Genomic DNA, 14,657 nt, shown 5'->3' on the forward strand with positions numbered 1-14,657 from the left:
CTTACTGAGGAATGGGCTTCTGTTTTATGATGATTTTTCTCCAGTGAATGGAATCAGATTCATGAATAAGGACGCTGCATGTTTTCTTCCGAACGCCTGAAGGGCATCGATGTTTTTGTCTGTGTGGTCGATTCCGGCAGCTTCAAGGCCGCTGCCGAACGGCTGAACCTGACGCCCTCCGCCGTCAGCAAGGCCATCGCCCGCCTGGAAAACCGTTTGCAGGCCCATCTGTTGCAACGCACCACCCGCAGCCTGGCGCTGACCGATGCGGGGCAGGCCTTCTATCGCACCTGCGCCGAGGTACTGGCCGATCTGCAAGAAGCCGAGTGGGCATTGCAGGCGGAGAACACCGAGCTGCGGGGCAAGCTGCGTATTGACCTGCCGGGGGCCTTTGGCCGCACTCAGGTGTTGGAGCTGATCTTGCGCTTTGCCCGGGAACACCCCTTGCTGCAACCCCACGTGACTTTTGCCGATGCCTTTGTCGATCCTCTTGAAGCTGGTGTCGATATAGCCGTGCGGCTCGGCGGGCCGCGGCAGTGGCCCGCAGCGCTGGGGCATCGCCACTTGGGCCATGAGCGGCATCTGTTCTGCGCTTCCCCCGCGTACCTGCAGCACCAAGGTACGCCCCTGACCGATGCCGACTTGCTGCAGCATCGCTGCATCGCCTATGGCTGGGCGGATGGGCGGGTCCATCCCTGGAGTTTTCCTGGCAGCCGGCCAGGGGAGATCGAGCGACGTGTCATGCCGGCCGCTTGTGTGGTGGGCGATGGCCAGGGTTTGTTGATGGCGGTGATGGCGGGCTACGGAATCGCCCAATTGCCGTCGTGGCTGGTCAAGCGTCAGTTAGAGGAGGGCACCCTGGTACAGGTGCTGGCGCAGTGGGCACCCCAGGGGCAGGCCATCCATCTGTTATGGATAAAGAATCGTCAGGCATTGCCCAAGGTCAGCGCCTTGCTGGAACTGTTGGCGGAACACTTGATGGCATAGACAGAAAGAAAATGGCAGGGGCGGCTGGATTCGAACCAACGCATGGCAGGATCAAAACCTGCTGCCTTACCGCTTGGCGACGCCCCTGTAACTGTTGCGACGTTACTTGCTTTGACTGCCGGTCCGGGGAGGGCCGCTGCAAGAACGGGCGCAAATTTATCAATTTATCCGCAGGCTGGGAAGCCCCTAAGTGCAAAAAAATGATTTTGAAAACAGCTGCTTAGTCTTTTTCAGGGCACTTCGCCTGCCTCTGGGCTCAGGGGCTCAGGTAGGCGGGCTGTGAGTCTTTCAGGGGCAGGGCGATCTCCAGCGCGCGGCGGATGGCTTGCAACTCCGCGCCTTCAAGGAGGCGCCGGCCAAACTCATAGTCGTTGCCCCCCGGCCCCAGGTGCACTGAAAACAACCCGAACAGTTGCTCGTCTGCCTCTTCGATGAACAGTTCCATATAGGTTTCGTGGCGGCGGTAGGCGCTGAGGTAGATCAACCCCTGGACCTCGGCGCGGTGGCACTCACCGATGGCCTCCCAGGTCAGGCAACAGTCCTGTCCGCTCTCGATCAGCGGCAGGTGCCAGGCATGCTGCTCCAGCGGTTGGGCGCGCAGGGCCGCCGGCAGGGGCTGGCAGGACAGGACCCGGAAGCGGTACCTGAGCTTGCCCTGGTAGAGGGCGTTGCGTGGTGTCGGCGGCTCAGGCGCCGGGCCGCTGATCCTGACCCGCAGCAGGTGGCTCAGGGCAATTTCCGAAGGCTGCTCGTTCCAGCCATTGAGGTCGGCAACCGGCGGGCACCAGATCAGTTGCAGGGTTTCTCCCACCTGGATACGGTCCTGACGCTCGAAGAAGGCAGAGCTTTCCTCGCCCACCACGGGCAACAGAGCGCGCAGGGGCAAGGTCGGCGCGCCGTAGTCGATGCCCAGGTCGGTAGACCAGAACAGCGGGGCGCAGGTTTTTATCTTGGCCGGCATGGGGTGAACAACTCGCGGGTATCGGCGCTGGATTTTAGGCAAGGCCAGCCGATTGTCACGTCTTTGTCGCTGCTGGCGCAGGCTGAGAGCGGCGGGCGGGTGCTGCTGTTTTTGTGATTACTGAAGGTTCTGGGGGCTTTTCGCAGCCTCGCCTCAAGCGCGACAGCGGCGGCGCAGGCTGCGATGGGCCAAGACTGTCCGGGGTGATTACAGCTCCACCCAGCGTTGTTCCTGGGCCGCCAGGCGGATCGCGGCGGCGAGCCGTTCCACTTCCCAGGCCTCCTGGAAGTCGGTGCCGGCGTGCCCTTGGCCACACAGGGCCATGACCAGTTCCTGTACCTCCAGGGTCTTGAGTTCGTTGTAGCCCAACTGATGCCCCGGCGCCGGGCTGAACGCCGCATAGCCTGGCAGTTCGGGGCCCGCCAGTAGACGCTGAAAACCCTTCTGGCCGACCCGGTACAGGCGCACCTCGTTCAGGCGTTCCTGATCGAAGGCCAAGGTGCCCAGCGTGCCGCTGATCTCAAAACTCAGGTGGTTCTTGTAGCCGTGCTTGATCCAACTGCTACTGACTGTGCCCCGGGCGCCATTGGCAAAACGCAGTAGGGCGTGAGCCTGATCGTCCACGGCGATGCCGCGTCGTTGTGGGCTGCCGTTATGGATGGGACGTTGCTGATGCACGGTCTGGGTATCGGCGCACACCGCCTGCACCGGGCCCATGAGAAAGCGCGCCATGGCCAGCAAGTGGCTGCCCAGGTCCGCCAGAGCGCCACCGGCATGGGCCGGGTCACAACGCCAGGACCAGGGAGCATCAGGGTCGGCCATGAAGTCCTCGCTGAACTCGCCCTGGAAACTCACCAGTTGTCCCAGTTCGCCATTGCCGATCAGTTCCCGAGCCAGAACGATCAGTGGATTGTGCTGGTAGTTGTAGCCCACCCGAGTCACCACCCCTGCGGCCTGGGCGGCGTGGTGCATCTGCCGAGCTTGTTCGACGCTGACCGCCAGGGGCTTTTCGCAGTACACCGCCTTGCCCGCCGCCAGCGCGGCCATGGCCATGGGAAAGTGCAGGTGGTTGGGAGTGGTGATAGCCACCAGATCGACCTGGGGGTTGGCGATCAGTTGCTGCCACTCGGCGTGAGCCTGGGTGAAGCCCCAGGCGGCGGCGCAGTGTTGCGCTCGCTGTATGTCGGCATCGGCCAAGGCCGCCAGTTGCAGGCGTACCGGTAGTTCGAAGACTGCGCTGACGCTACGAAACGCCAGGGCGTGAGCGCGGCCCATGAAACCGGTGCCGATCAAGCCAATGCCAAGTTCATCCATTCCCGCACCTGCACACTTGTTGTTGTAGGGGGGCTAGTTATGGAATAAATATTCCTTAAAATCAATCACTGGAATAAAAATTCATTTTTTGGTGGTTGTCGGTCGTCGTTACCGGCAGGCCAGTGATGCGGCTATCAAGGTTGCCGGCAGCGGCAAATGAAAGGTCGCCCGGGGTGCTGCAGGCGACCCTGCCGCAAAAAAACCGTCAGTTGAGCGATCGAAGGCCACGCTGGGGCGCGTGTGCGCCCGTGTCTTGGCGGCTTAACTGATCGGCGCTCGCCCCAGGCGGCCGTCGCAGCGGTTTGGGCGAGCCTCAGGAGAGGAAACCGCCGTCCACGTTCAGCGCAACACCCGTGGTGTAGCTGGAGGCATCGCTGGCCAGGTAGAGCACCGCGCCGGCCATTTCGCTCGGGTCGGCCACGCGCTTGAGGGGAATCTGCGCCAGCGCGGTCTTGAGGATGGCGTCGTTGTTCACCAGGGCCGAGGCGAACTTGGTGTCGGTCAGACCCGGCAGCAAGGCGTTACAGCGGATGCCGAACTGTGCGCATTCTTTGGCGAAGACCTTGGTCATGTTGATCACCGCCGCCTTGGTCACCGAGTAGATGCCCTGGAAAATCCCCGGCGAGATGCCATTGATCGAGGCGACGTTGATGATGCTACCGCCGCCGTTGTCGCGCATCAGCTTGCCGGCTTCCACCGACATGAAGAAGTAGCCACGGATATTGACGTCGACGGTCTTCTGGAAGGCCCCCAGGTCAGTGTCCAGGACATTGCAGAATTGCGGGTTGGTGGCGGCGTTGTTGACCAGGATGTCCAGGCGGCCGAACTGCTCGCGAATCCCGGCGAAGACCTGGCTGATCTGCTCCATTTCACCGATGTGGCAGGCAATCGCCGTGGCCTTGCCGCCGGCGGCGATGATGGCGTCGGCCACGTGCTGGCAGCCTTCGAGCTTGCGGCTCGACACGATCACGTGGGCCCCTTGCTGGGCCAGGAGCTTGGCAATGGCTTCACCGATACCGCGGCTGGCACCGGAGACGAATGCGATTTTGCCGTCGAGGTCGAACAACTGAGTCTTGGACATGGTATTTCCTTGCTGGGCTGTCGGGCGCCGAGGGCGCGGTCAGAGGCTGGATTTTTCGATGACTTGCAGGCTCATCTGCTCCAGCAGTTTGTTCATGTGAATGAACTGCGCGAAGCGTTTGTCCTGGGTCTGGCCGTGGTAGAAGCGGTAGTAGATCTGCTGCACGATGCCGGCCAGGCGGAACAGGCCGTAGGTGTAGTAGAAGTCGAAATTGCCGATTTCGATTCCCGAGCGTTCGGCGTAGTAATCGACGAATTCCTGGCGGGTCAGCATGCCCGGCGCGTTGCTCGGCTGGCGCCGCATCAGTTGCACCGGCGCCGGGTCGGCGGCCTCGATCCAGTAGGCCAGGGTGTTGCCCAGGTCCATCAGTGGATCGCCCAGGGTGGTCAGTTCCCAGTCCAGCACGCCGATGATCTGCATCGGGTTGTGGGGGTCAAGGATGACGTTGTCGAAGCGGTAGTCGTTATGCACGATGCTTGAGGTTGGGTGGTCGGCGGGCATCTTGTCGTTGAGCCAGGCCTTCACGGTTTCCCAGTGCGGCGCGTCGGGGGTCAGGGCTTTCTCGTAGCGCTCGCTCCAGCCCTTGATCTGACGCTGCACATAGCCTTCAGGCTTGCCCAGGTCGCCCAGGCCGCAGGCGTTGTAGTCGACCCGATGCAGTTCGACGAAACGGTCGATGAAACTCTTGCACAGGGCCTGGGTCTTGCCGGCATCCAGGCCCAGTTCCGTCGGCAGGTCGGAGCGCAGGATGATGCCCTTGACCCGTTCCATGACATAGAACTGGGCGCCGATCACCGACTCGTCGGTGCAGTGCAGATAGGCCTTGGGGCAGTAGGGGAAACCGTCCCTGAGCTGGTTGAGAATACGGAACTCGCGGCCCATGTCATGGGCGGACTTGGCCTTGTGGCCAAACGGTGGGCGGCGCAGGACGAACTCCTGCTCGGGGTATTCCAGCAAGTAGGTGAGGTTCGAGGCACCGCCCGGGAACTGGCTGATCTGCGGTGTGCCGCTGAGGCCGGGAATATGCGCCTTGAGGTAGGCATCGATCAGGTTGGCATTGAGCTCCTCGCCGGGGCGAGTACGGGTGGATTGGTCTGTAAGCGCCATGCTTATCCCTTCTGCTTATTCTGGAGGCCAGAGATTATTGACTAATCTAATGCGCCTACCGGCCCCTCACAATCGCGGCGGGCCTTTATAGGTGCGCGTGTTGCCGGACAATCATTGCTTTTGATACAAGCGTTTGAATTTACCTTGTACTTCCTCGGCCTGGTAGCACCAAGCCCCCACAGATGCCGGCTTGCCAGCTAAGGGGGCGTCGTGACGGAGCCGGATGGGAGGCGGCTGCCCTGGCTAGCCGGCTCCTGCACCAGCCCGCTCTTTCCCAAGCCATGCAGGCACAGAGGCAAGCCGCCCCACGAGCATAGGCGTTGCCCAGGGGATGGGTCAGTTGGGTGTCGGCAGGGGCAGTGGGGTCAGCAGGGGCCGGCCCTCGAAGTGGGCCAGCAGGTTCTGGCCGACCATGTCCACGGTGTCGCGGCTGGCCTGGGGCGAAAGGCCGTCGAGGTGGGGCGTTAGCACCACAGTGCGCCTCGGGTCAGCACGGCGTCGATCTGTGGGGCGTGGGTCTTGATGGCCTGGTCCCGTTCGGCGGGCGTGGGAGCCAGGATCAGGTTGAAGCCCAGCGCTTCGAGCAAGGGCAGATAGGCGTTGACGTTCTCGACCAGGACCAGGACCAGGACGGTGGCGCGCATGACGGTTCCTCAGCAGTTAATGGGGCAAGGGCTGGCGCAATTGAAAGATGTTGCCTTCCGGGTCGACGCCGTCGCAGACCTGCGCACCCTTGAATGACCATTCGCGCTCGGCCTCGTACAACCGGCCCCCGGCGCTGGCGGCCCGTTGCCTGGCCTGTTGCAGATCGGCAACCTGGAACAGTGGCTTGCACGCGCCATCGCTACGGGGCAGTGGCGGTTCCTGCACGACGATGTGCGCGGCAATCGCCGGAGGCACCTGGACCAGTGTCAGTTCGAAGCCCTGATGCACCAGTTGCTGGTAATCCGCCTGTTGCTCGGTGATGGGCCAGCCCAGCAGGTCGGCATAGAAGCGGGCGAGTGACGGCGGGTCGAGGCTGTAGAGGATGCAGCCGGCGATCGTGGTGGCGCTCATGGAGGATTCCATACAGGCGGGGACGAAGGCTCAAGGGTGCGGGTTGCGAGGGAATTTGGCAATGCTCGCCGGCACCGTTCCCGGGGGAGTCACGCCATGTTCGGCGTGCCCGGGGCGGTGTGGGGCGGGGCGATGGGGTCAGAAGGTCACATCGGCGGTCGTGGCCAGGCGCACGAAGGGCCCGTTCAGGGTGGCGTTATGGTGGGCGATGATCTTTTTCGCCCCCAGTACGGGCGTGTCCATGCAGGTATGGGCGTCCTCCACCAGCACGGCGGCAAAGCCCAGGTCGCCGGCGGCGCGGCAGGTGGCATCGACGCAGTACTGGGTCTTCATGCCGACGATCACCAGTTCATTGACCTGGGCCTCTTGCAGGCGCCCGGCCAGCCCGGTGCCGACAAAGCAACTGGGGCGGGTCTTGTCCAGCACGCAGTCCAGTTCTTCATCCACTTCCAGGGTCGGCAGCAGTTGCCAGAGCGGGCTGCCGGCGGCAATCGGCGATTCGGCGGGGCCGGTATGGCGCACGGCGAAGATCGGCGCCCCGGCCTGGCGGGCGCGGCGGATCAGCTGGTTGATGTTGTCCAGGGTCTGCGCGCGTTTGTAGGGCTTCTCCGGTCCGTTGAACAGTCCCACCTGCATGTCGATGACCAGCAGGGCGCGCTTGGCGTTGGATAAAGGCATGGTGTTTCTCCTTGTGTTGCCAGGTGGACGGAGAAACAAAAGGCCCCGTCCATTGCTGGCGGGGCCTTGGTTTTACTGTGCTTGCATCATCCCGCACAGCCACCACACGACCCGCCGTTGGCAGTCGTGGTGGTAGCGGTTGGGTTGAGCGCGTAGATATTCATCGGGTCCGATCATGCCGCCTGTTCGTGAAGCTTGTCAACGCGGCCCTTGGTGCTGAAGCGAGCGCGTCGGATGTGCATCGCCTCGGCGTGGCGCTTGCGCGGGCGAGCTTTTGGCCGGGGGAACCGAGTTGAGCGTGAAAGGGCCGGGCCAGACGCTTCTCCATCAAATAAAAAACATCTGCAGCGCATAAACCGTTCCTCAGCTGAGTCTATGCAGGGCCTGTGTAATCCCGGACAATCGCGCCCCCTCTGTTTCGGCGGGGCGCGCGCTGTCGGGTACTCCGACGCGCTCTGACCGAATGGCAAATGACCGGAATGTGGAGATCCCACCGGATGAATGATCAGGCCAACAGCGTTGATCAACGCTTTGAAGCGACGGCCCCTGCGACCCTCAACGGCTGGAGCCGCCAAGACACCACCTGGATGCTCGGCCTGTTTGGCACCGCCATCGGTGCCGGTACCCTGTTTCTACCCATCAATGCCGGCATCGGCGGTTTCTGGCCGCTGTTGATCCTGGCGTTGTTGGCCTTCCCCATGACCTTCTATGCACACCGCGGGCTGACCCGCTTCGTGCTCTCCGGGCGTGACGGTGCGGACATCACTGACGTGGTGGAAGAGCATTTCGGGCTCACCGCCGGTGCCCTGATCACCTTGCTGTACTTTTTGGCGATCTTCCCGATCCTGCTGATCTACAGCGTGGCCCTGACCAACACCGTCGACAGCTTCATGACCCACCAGTTGCACATCGCGCCGCCACCGCGGGCGGTCCTGGCCTTGGTGCTGATCTTCGGCCTGCTGGTGGTGGTGCGTTGCGGCGAGCAGGCGATCGTCAAGGCCATGAGCCTGATGGTCTATCCGTTCATCGTGGCTTTGCTGTTCCTCGCGGTGTTCCTGGTCCCGCACTGGAATGGCGGCATTCTCGCCACCGTCAGCGATGTCCCGGCGCCTTCGAGCTTCCTGCATACCCTGTGGCTGGCGATTCCGGTGATGGTGTTCTCGTTCAACCATTCGCCGATCATCTCGGCCTTTGCCGTGGACCAGAAGCGCCGCTATGGTGTGCACGCCCAAGAGCGCAGCTCGCAGATCCTTTCTCGCGCCCACCTGCTGATGGTGGGCATGGTGCTGTTCTTCGTCTTCAGTTGCGTGTTGACCCTGAGTCCGGCGCAACTGGTAGAAGCCAAGGCGCAGAACCTGTCGATCCTGTCCTACCTGGCCAATCACTTCCAGAATCCGACCATCGCCTTTGCCGCGCCGTTGATTGCCTTTGTGGCCATCGCCAAGTCCTTCCTGGGTCACTACATCGGTGCCAGCGAAGGCCTCAAGGGCTTGATCGGAAAAAGCGCTCGGCGTCCGGGAGCGAAGGCCCTGGACCGGGCCACCGCGGCCTTCATGCTGGTGATCTGCTGGGCGGTGGCGACCCTCAACCCGAGCATCCTGACCATGATCGAAACCATGGGGGGGCCGGTGATCGCGGCGATCCTGTTCCTGATGCCGATGTACGCTATCCACAAGGTGCCGGCCATGGCCCGCTATCGCGGTCAGGCGTCCAACGTGTTCGTGACCCTGGTGGGTCTGGTCGCTATCACCGCCCTGGTGTACTCGCTGGCCGCTTGAGATCCGAGGCGCTGGCCGGATCCGCCGCCTTGATCCCGCCACGGCAAACGACGCCGCCGGAGCTTCCACAGGGCCGGCGGTGTCGGCGTTTCGGGCTTTCTGCTAAGGCAGATGCAAGGCATTGACGGAGATCGTTTTCCCTCTCGAATAAAGGTCTAAGCTGGTGCTCTTATGACTGCCTGGACTCAGCCCGCGCCCGCCCCGGATGTGTTGGCAGCGCGCTATCGAGCGGGTTGCCGAGCGGTGTGCAGCGCCGGCTGCGCCGGGGTATTTTTTGCAACGGATGGACTCAATTGTCGACTGATTACCGCGTACCGAAGCGCACCCGAGACCTGTTGGCCGGGTTGTCCATCGCCGGCTTGCTGCTGCCTGAAGCGGTGGCCTATTCCAGTATCGCCGCGTTGCCGCCGCAGACCGGGGTCATTGCCCTGTTTGCCGGGCTGTTGTGCTATGGCCTGTTCGGCAGCAGCCGCTTTGCAATTGTCTCGGCCACCTCGTCATCGGCGGCGGTGCTGGCCGCCGCGACCCTGTCTCTGGCCGGTGGCGATACGCAATTGCGCCTGGCGCTGGCCTTCGCCCTGGTTCTGCTCACAGGGGCGTTCTTCCTCCTGGCGGGCCTGTTTCGCCTCGGAGGCGTCACCGCGTTCATCGCCAAGCCGGTGCTGCGCGGGTTTGCCTTCGGCCTGGCCGTGACCATCATCCTCAAGCAGTTCGCTACGGTGGTCGGAGTGCACTTGAACAATGGCAACCTGGTGCGCTTTTTGCCGCAATTGCTGGAGCAATGGCCGCAATGGAATTGGTCCGGGGTGGCGGTGGCGGCGCTGGCTTTGCTGGTGATGGCGATCTGTTCGCGCATTCCCTATGTGCCCGGCGGGCTGGTGGCGGTGGTCATTGGCATTGGCGCCGGGCAGTGGCTGGACCTGCCGGCCCACGGGGTGCAGTTGATCGGGGTCATCGAACTATCGCTGGAGGTGCCGAGCCTGCCGCAACTGCCTTTTGCCGACTGGTTGCGCCTGGGGGAGCTGGCGTTCGCCCTGGTGATGATCCTGTATGCCGAGTCTTACGGGTCCATCAGTTCCATGGCCCTCAAGCACGGTGATCGGGTGTCGTCCAATCGCGACCTGCTGGCCCTGGGGGCGGCCAATCTGCTGTCGGGGCTGTTTCACGGCATGCCAGCCGGCGCCGGTTACTCGGCGACATCGGCCAATGAGGCGGCGGGAGCGCGGTCGCGCTTGGCCGGGCTGACCGCCGCGGCGGTGATGCTGCTGATCGTCTTGACGGTGTTGCCCTACATTGCCCTGACCCCGGAACCGGTGTTGGCGGCGATCGTCATGTATGCCCTGGGTCACGGCCTGAGCCTGCAGCCGTTGGGGCGCTATTTCATCTGGCAACGGGACCGGATACTGGTGATCTGTGCGGTCGGCGCGGTGTTGGTGCTGGGGGTTCTGGATGGGCTGCTGCTGTCGGTGGGGGTGAGCATTCTACTGATGCTGCGTCAGTTGTCGGCCGCGGACATTCAGATTCTCGGGCAGTTGGGCAGCGGTCATGATTTTGTCGACCTGAGTCGCCATCCCCAAGCCCGGCAGGTGCCCGGAGTGTTGATCCTGCGTCCCGGAGAGGCGCTGTTTTTTGCCAATGCCGAACGCATTCTTGGTGGCGCCCTGCACCTGATCCGGCATGTCCAGGTGCCGATTCATACGGTCATCCTCAGCCTGGAGGAGTCGCCGAACCTGGACGGCACCAGCATCGAAGCCCTGGACGAGTTCTTTCGTCAGGTCAGTCAGGAGCACAAGCACCTGGCCTTGGCGCGACTCAAGCACAGGGCCAAGGATGTCCTGGCGGGCTTGCCATCGAGTGCCGAATATCAAGTGTTGCTCAGTTGCACCAGTGTCGACGACACGCTGCAGGAAAGCCTGCAGAGCTGGAGCGGTCAGGCTCAGGCAGGGCTCTGGCATTGAGTCTTGGCGCTGGGCGTATCACGCCTGGCCTGTGGCGCCGTAGCGCAGGGCGCAATAGCCGGCAGGGGCGTCAGCAAAGGCGACAGGCATAAAAAAACGCCGCGTATCGTGGAATACGCGGCGTTCTTTTTTACAACGCTAGAGCCTTAGGCTTGCACCACCGGGATCTTGGCGTTGGCCGCCGCTTCACGGAACTCGGCGATCTGGTCGAAGCTCAGGTAGCGGTACACGTCCGCCGCCATGCTGTCGATCTTGCCGGCGTATTCCATGTACTCCTCGACGGTCGGCAGGCGACCCAGGATCGAAGCCACCGACGCCAGCTCGGCCGAAGCCAGGTAGACGTTGGCGCCGTCGCCCAGACGGTTCGGGAAGTTACGGGTCGAAGTCGACACCACGGTCGAGTTCGGTTCTACGCGAGCCTGGTTACCCATGCACAGCGAGCAGCCCGGCATTTCCATGCGCGCGCCAGCCTTGCCGTAGATGCCGTAGTAGCCTTCCTCGGTCAGTTGGTGAGCGTCCATCTTGGTCGGCGGCGACAGCCACAGACGGGTTGGCAGCTGGCCCTTGACCTGATCCAGCAGCTTACCGGCGGCGCGGAAGTGACCGATGTTGGTCATGCACGAACCGATGAACACTTCGTCGATCTTCTGGCCAGCGACGCTGGACAGCAGGCGAGCGTCGTCCGGGTCGTTCGGCGCGCAGAGCACAGGCTCCTTGACGTCGGCCAGGTCGATCTCGATGACTTCGGCGTACTCGGCGTCCTTGTCGGCTTCCAGCAGCTCAGGGTTGGCCAGCCAGGCTTCCATCGCTTGCGCGCGACGCTCCAGGGTCCGGGCATCGCCGTAGCCTTCGCCGATCATCCAGCGCAGCAGGGTGATGTTGGACTTCAGGTACTCGGCGATCGACTCTTTGGACAGCTTGATGGTGCAACCGGCAGCCGAACGTTCGGCCGAGGCGTCGGACAGTTCGAAGGCTTGCTCGACGGTCAGGGTTTCCAGGCCTTCGATCTCCAGGATGCGGCCGGAGAAGGCGTTCTTCTTGCCTTTCTTCTCGACGGTCAGCAGGCCTTTCTGGATCGCGTAGTAAGGGATGGCGTGGACCAGGTCACGCAGGGTGACGCCAGGCTGCAGCTTGCCCTTGAAGCGAACCAGGATCGATTCCGGCATGTCCAGTGGCATGACGCCAGTGGCGGCGGCGAAGGCCACCAGGCCGGAACCGGCCGGGAACGAGATGCCGATCGGGAAACGGGTGTGGGAGTCACCACCGGTGCCGACGGTGTCCGGCAGCAGCATGCGGTTCAGCCAGCTGTGGATGATGCCGTCGCCCGGACGCAGGGACACGCCGCCACGGGTCATGATGAAGTCAGGCAGGGTGTGGTGAGTGGTGACGTCGATCGGCTTCGGATAGGCCGCGGTGTGGCAGAACGACTGCATCACCAGGTCGGTGGAGAAGCCCAGGCACGCCAGGTCCTTGAGTTCGTCACGGGTCATCGGGCCGGTGGTGTCCTGGGAACCGACGGTGGTCATCTTCGGTTCGCAGTAGGTGCCTGGACGCACGCCAGTCACGCCGCACGCCTTGCCGACCATCTTCTGTGCCAGGGTGAAACCCTTGGTGCTTTCAGCGGGAGCTTCAGGCTTCTTGAACAGGTCGGATGGCGGCAGGCCCAGTTCGGCGCGCGCCTTCTCGGTCAGGCCACGGCCGATGATCAGCGGAATACGGCCGCCGGCACGGACTTCGTCGAGCAGCACCGGGGTCTTCATTTCGAAGGTGGCCAGGACTTCGTCGCTGTTGTGCTTGGTGACTTTGCCGGCGTGCGGGTACAGGTCGATCACGTCGCCCATGTTCATCTTCGACACGTCGAATTCGATCGGCAGGGCGCCGGCGTCTTCCATGGTGTTGTAGAAGATAGGCGCGATCTTGCTGCCGAAGCAGAAACCGCCGGCACGCTTGTTCGGTACGTAAGGCACGTCGTCGCCGAAGAACCACAGCACCGAGTTGGTGGCCGACTTACGGGACGAACCGGTGCCGACCACATCGCCGACGTAGGCGATCGGGAAGCCGTCGTTGCGCATCTGCTCGATCTGTTTCATCGGGCCGATGGCGCCTTGTTGATCCGGAACGATGCCGTCACGGGCCATTTTCAGCATGGCCAGGGCGTGCAGTGGGATGTCCGGACGGGACCAGGCATCCGGGGCAGGGGAGAGGTCGTCGGTGTTGGTTTCGCCGGTGACCTTGAATACCCGCAGGCTGATCTTGTCGGCCAGTACCGGGCGGTTCTTGAACCACTCGCCGTCGGCCCAGGATTGCAGTACGCCTTGGGCGTGAGCATTGCCGCTCTTGGCTTTTTCCGCGACGTCGTGGAAGGCGTCGAACATCAGCAGGGTGTGCTTGAGTTGAGCAGCGGCAACCGGCGCCAGCTCGGCGTCGTCCAGGAGGTCCACCAGGGTCACGATGTTGTAGCCGCCCTGCATGGTGCCCAGCAGTTCAACGGCGCGCTTCTTGTCGATCAGGGGCGAGGTGGCTTCACCTTTGGCCAGGGCGGAAAGGAAACCAGCCTTGACGTAGGCGGCTTCGTCGACGCCTGGTGGAACGCGGTTGGTGATCAGGTCAACGAGGAACGCTTCTTCGCCAGCGGGGGGATTCTTCAGCAGCTCGACCAGGCCTGCAGTTTGTTCGGCGTTTAGCGGCTGGGGAACGATACCCAGTGCTGCACGCTCTTCGATATGTTTGCGGTAGGCTTCAAGCACAGTTATTACCCTCATCAGTGGTCCCAAATGGGTGTCCGGGACGCTCATCCCGAAACTGTCGGTACTCATGCGCTGCAAGGCTTTTTGGGCCCCTTAGCCAGAGTTACGGACAATTCCTTACAGAAGCTGCTTTCAAAGTTTTACGCCTGCAGAACGGGGAGCTGATGAGGGTTGGCGCTGGACTTTTCCCCGCTGGAAAAACCCATCGCCAACACCGCTCTGAAGGAGGACTGTGCTCGTGACGCTTTGAAAACAGCTTCAAACGGACATTGGCGCCTAAAAAGGCTGGCTGATTCTACGGTAAAAAAAGTTTCAACGTAAGTTGCTGTGTTGAAGTTTGAGGGGTGATCAATGTTAGACAAAGGGCTAACATGCGCCACCGTTTTGCTTTTGCGTGTGCTGTCTCTCTATGCCCAATCAGACCATCAAGACCCCCTGCGTCGGCCTCTGCTCCACCGTCTACGGTGACTTGGTGTGCCGCGGCTGCAAGCGTTTCCACCACGAAGTGATCAACTGGAACGGTTACAGCGAGGAGGAAAAACGCGCGGTCTGGCTGCGCCTTGAGCAACTGCTGGTGCAGGTGATGGCGGCCAAGCTGGAAGTCTTCGACCCGGCGCGCCTGCGCGGGCAACTGGAGCAGCGCAAGATCCGTTTCGTACCGCACCAGTCCGAATACTGCTGGGCCTACCAACTGATTGCCCGGGGCGCGCGGGTGATCAACCAGCTCGATGCTTACGGCATGGTGCTGTTGCCGGAGTTCCGCGACTGGGGCCTGCCGGAGTTGCGCGACGCCATCGATCGGGAGTTCTTCCTCCTGTCCGAAGCCCATTACCAGCGCTACATCGCCCCCGGTTTTCTCAAGGACGCCCTGGGCTGAGTCAGTGCCGGCCGCCGCCCCGCATCCGTCGCCAAGGAGCTGGCTTGCCAGCGAAGGCGTGGGTACGGGCGGCACCAGGCGGCGCAGCGGTTCGCCAGCAAGCCGCTTCCTCC

At 62.7% G+C, this 14,657-nt stretch carries 12 protein-coding genes, 1 tRNA gene and 1 pseudogene; 4 read left to right on the forward strand and 10 right to left on the reverse strand.

From position 1 onward, the window contains the following. The first annotated feature begins 78 nt into the window (after positions 1-78). Complete coding sequence (locus tag PLD_RS03400; RefSeq protein ID WP_159889843.1) at positions 79-987, forward strand: LysR family transcriptional regulator; 909 nt, start codon at positions 79-81, stop codon at positions 985-987. A 12-nt stretch (positions 988-999) separates the two neighbouring features. Here the strand turns inward: PLD_RS03400 and PLD_RS03405 are convergent. The 9 genes and pseudogenes from PLD_RS03405 to PLD_RS03445 all read right to left on the reverse strand — a co-directional run bounded on the left by PLD_RS03405 (position 1,000) and on the right by PLD_RS03445 (position 7,184). After that, a tRNA-Gln gene (locus tag PLD_RS03405) sits at positions 1,000-1,074 on the reverse strand. Positions 1,075-1,243: 169 nt separating this feature from the next. Beyond that, positions 1,244-1,948, reverse strand: coding sequence for a hypothetical protein (locus PLD_RS03410; protein WP_159889845.1), 705 nt, complete (start codon positions 1,946-1,948; stop codon positions 1,244-1,246). 207 nt (positions 1,949-2,155) lie between these two features. Further along, a complete protein-coding gene (locus PLD_RS03415) occupies positions 2,156-3,262 on the reverse strand; it encodes a Gfo/Idh/MocA family protein (RefSeq protein ID WP_159889847.1) in 1,107 nt (368 codons plus the stop codon). A 313-nt stretch (positions 3,263-3,575) separates the two neighbouring features. Then, positions 3,576-4,343, reverse strand: a complete 768-nt coding sequence (locus PLD_RS03420) for an SDR family oxidoreductase (RefSeq protein ID WP_159889849.1) — start codon at positions 4,341-4,343, stop codon at positions 3,576-3,578. Between the two features lie 39 nt (positions 4,344-4,382). Then, positions 4,383-5,450: a phosphotransferase family protein gene (locus PLD_RS03425; protein ID WP_159889851.1), complete on the reverse strand. Its 1,068-nt coding sequence runs from the start codon at positions 5,448-5,450 to the stop codon at positions 4,383-4,385. A 336-nt stretch (positions 5,451-5,786) separates the two neighbouring features. After that, positions 5,787-5,921: a hypothetical protein gene (locus PLD_RS03430; RefSeq protein WP_256674534.1), complete on the reverse strand. Its 135-nt coding sequence runs from the start codon at positions 5,919-5,921 to the stop codon at positions 5,787-5,789. Positions 5,922-5,923: 2 nt separating this feature from the next. Next, positions 5,924-6,094, reverse strand: a pseudogene (locus PLD_RS03435) (2-hydroxyacid dehydrogenase); the annotation flags it as partial. Positions 6,095-6,110: 16 nt separating this feature from the next. Next, complete coding sequence (locus tag PLD_RS03440; RefSeq protein ID WP_159889853.1) at positions 6,111-6,506, reverse strand: VOC family protein; 396 nt, start codon at positions 6,504-6,506, stop codon at positions 6,111-6,113. A gap of 138 nt (positions 6,507-6,644) precedes the next feature. Continuing rightward, positions 6,645-7,184: a cysteine hydrolase family protein gene (locus tag PLD_RS03445; RefSeq protein ID WP_159889855.1), complete on the reverse strand. Its 540-nt coding sequence runs from the start codon at positions 7,182-7,184 to the stop codon at positions 6,645-6,647. 497 nt (positions 7,185-7,681) lie between these two features. Here PLD_RS03445 and PLD_RS03450 point away from each other — a divergent pair, with 497 nt between their 5' ends. After that, complete coding sequence (locus PLD_RS03450) at positions 7,682-8,962, forward strand: serine/threonine transporter (protein WP_159889857.1); 1,281 nt, start codon at positions 7,682-7,684, stop codon at positions 8,960-8,962. Between the two features lie 293 nt (positions 8,963-9,255). Continuing rightward, the gene (locus PLD_RS03455; protein ID WP_159889859.1) at positions 9,256-10,920 is read left to right on the forward strand and encodes a SulP family inorganic anion transporter; all 1,665 of its coding nucleotides are present in this window, start codon (positions 9,256-9,258) and stop codon (positions 10,918-10,920) included. A 146-nt stretch (positions 10,921-11,066) separates the two neighbouring features. Here PLD_RS03455 and acnB read toward each other — a convergent pair whose 3' ends face one another. Continuing rightward, on the reverse strand, positions 11,067-13,667 hold the full coding sequence (gene acnB, locus PLD_RS03460; protein ID WP_159890819.1) for a bifunctional aconitate hydratase 2/2-methylisocitrate dehydratase: 2,601 nt from the start codon (positions 13,665-13,667) through the stop codon (positions 11,067-11,069). A gap of 409 nt (positions 13,668-14,076) precedes the next feature. Between acnB and PLD_RS03465 the strand changes: the two genes are divergently transcribed. Beyond that, positions 14,077-14,544: a DUF1289 domain-containing protein gene (locus PLD_RS03465; protein ID WP_159889861.1), complete on the forward strand. Its 468-nt coding sequence runs from the start codon at positions 14,077-14,079 to the stop codon at positions 14,542-14,544. The last annotated feature ends 113 nt before the right edge of the window (positions 14,545-14,657 follow it).

This window comes from Pseudomonas sp. LD120, from assembly GCF_009861525.1.
GTDB lineage: Bacteria > Pseudomonadota > Gammaproteobacteria > Pseudomonadales > Pseudomonadaceae > Aquipseudomonas.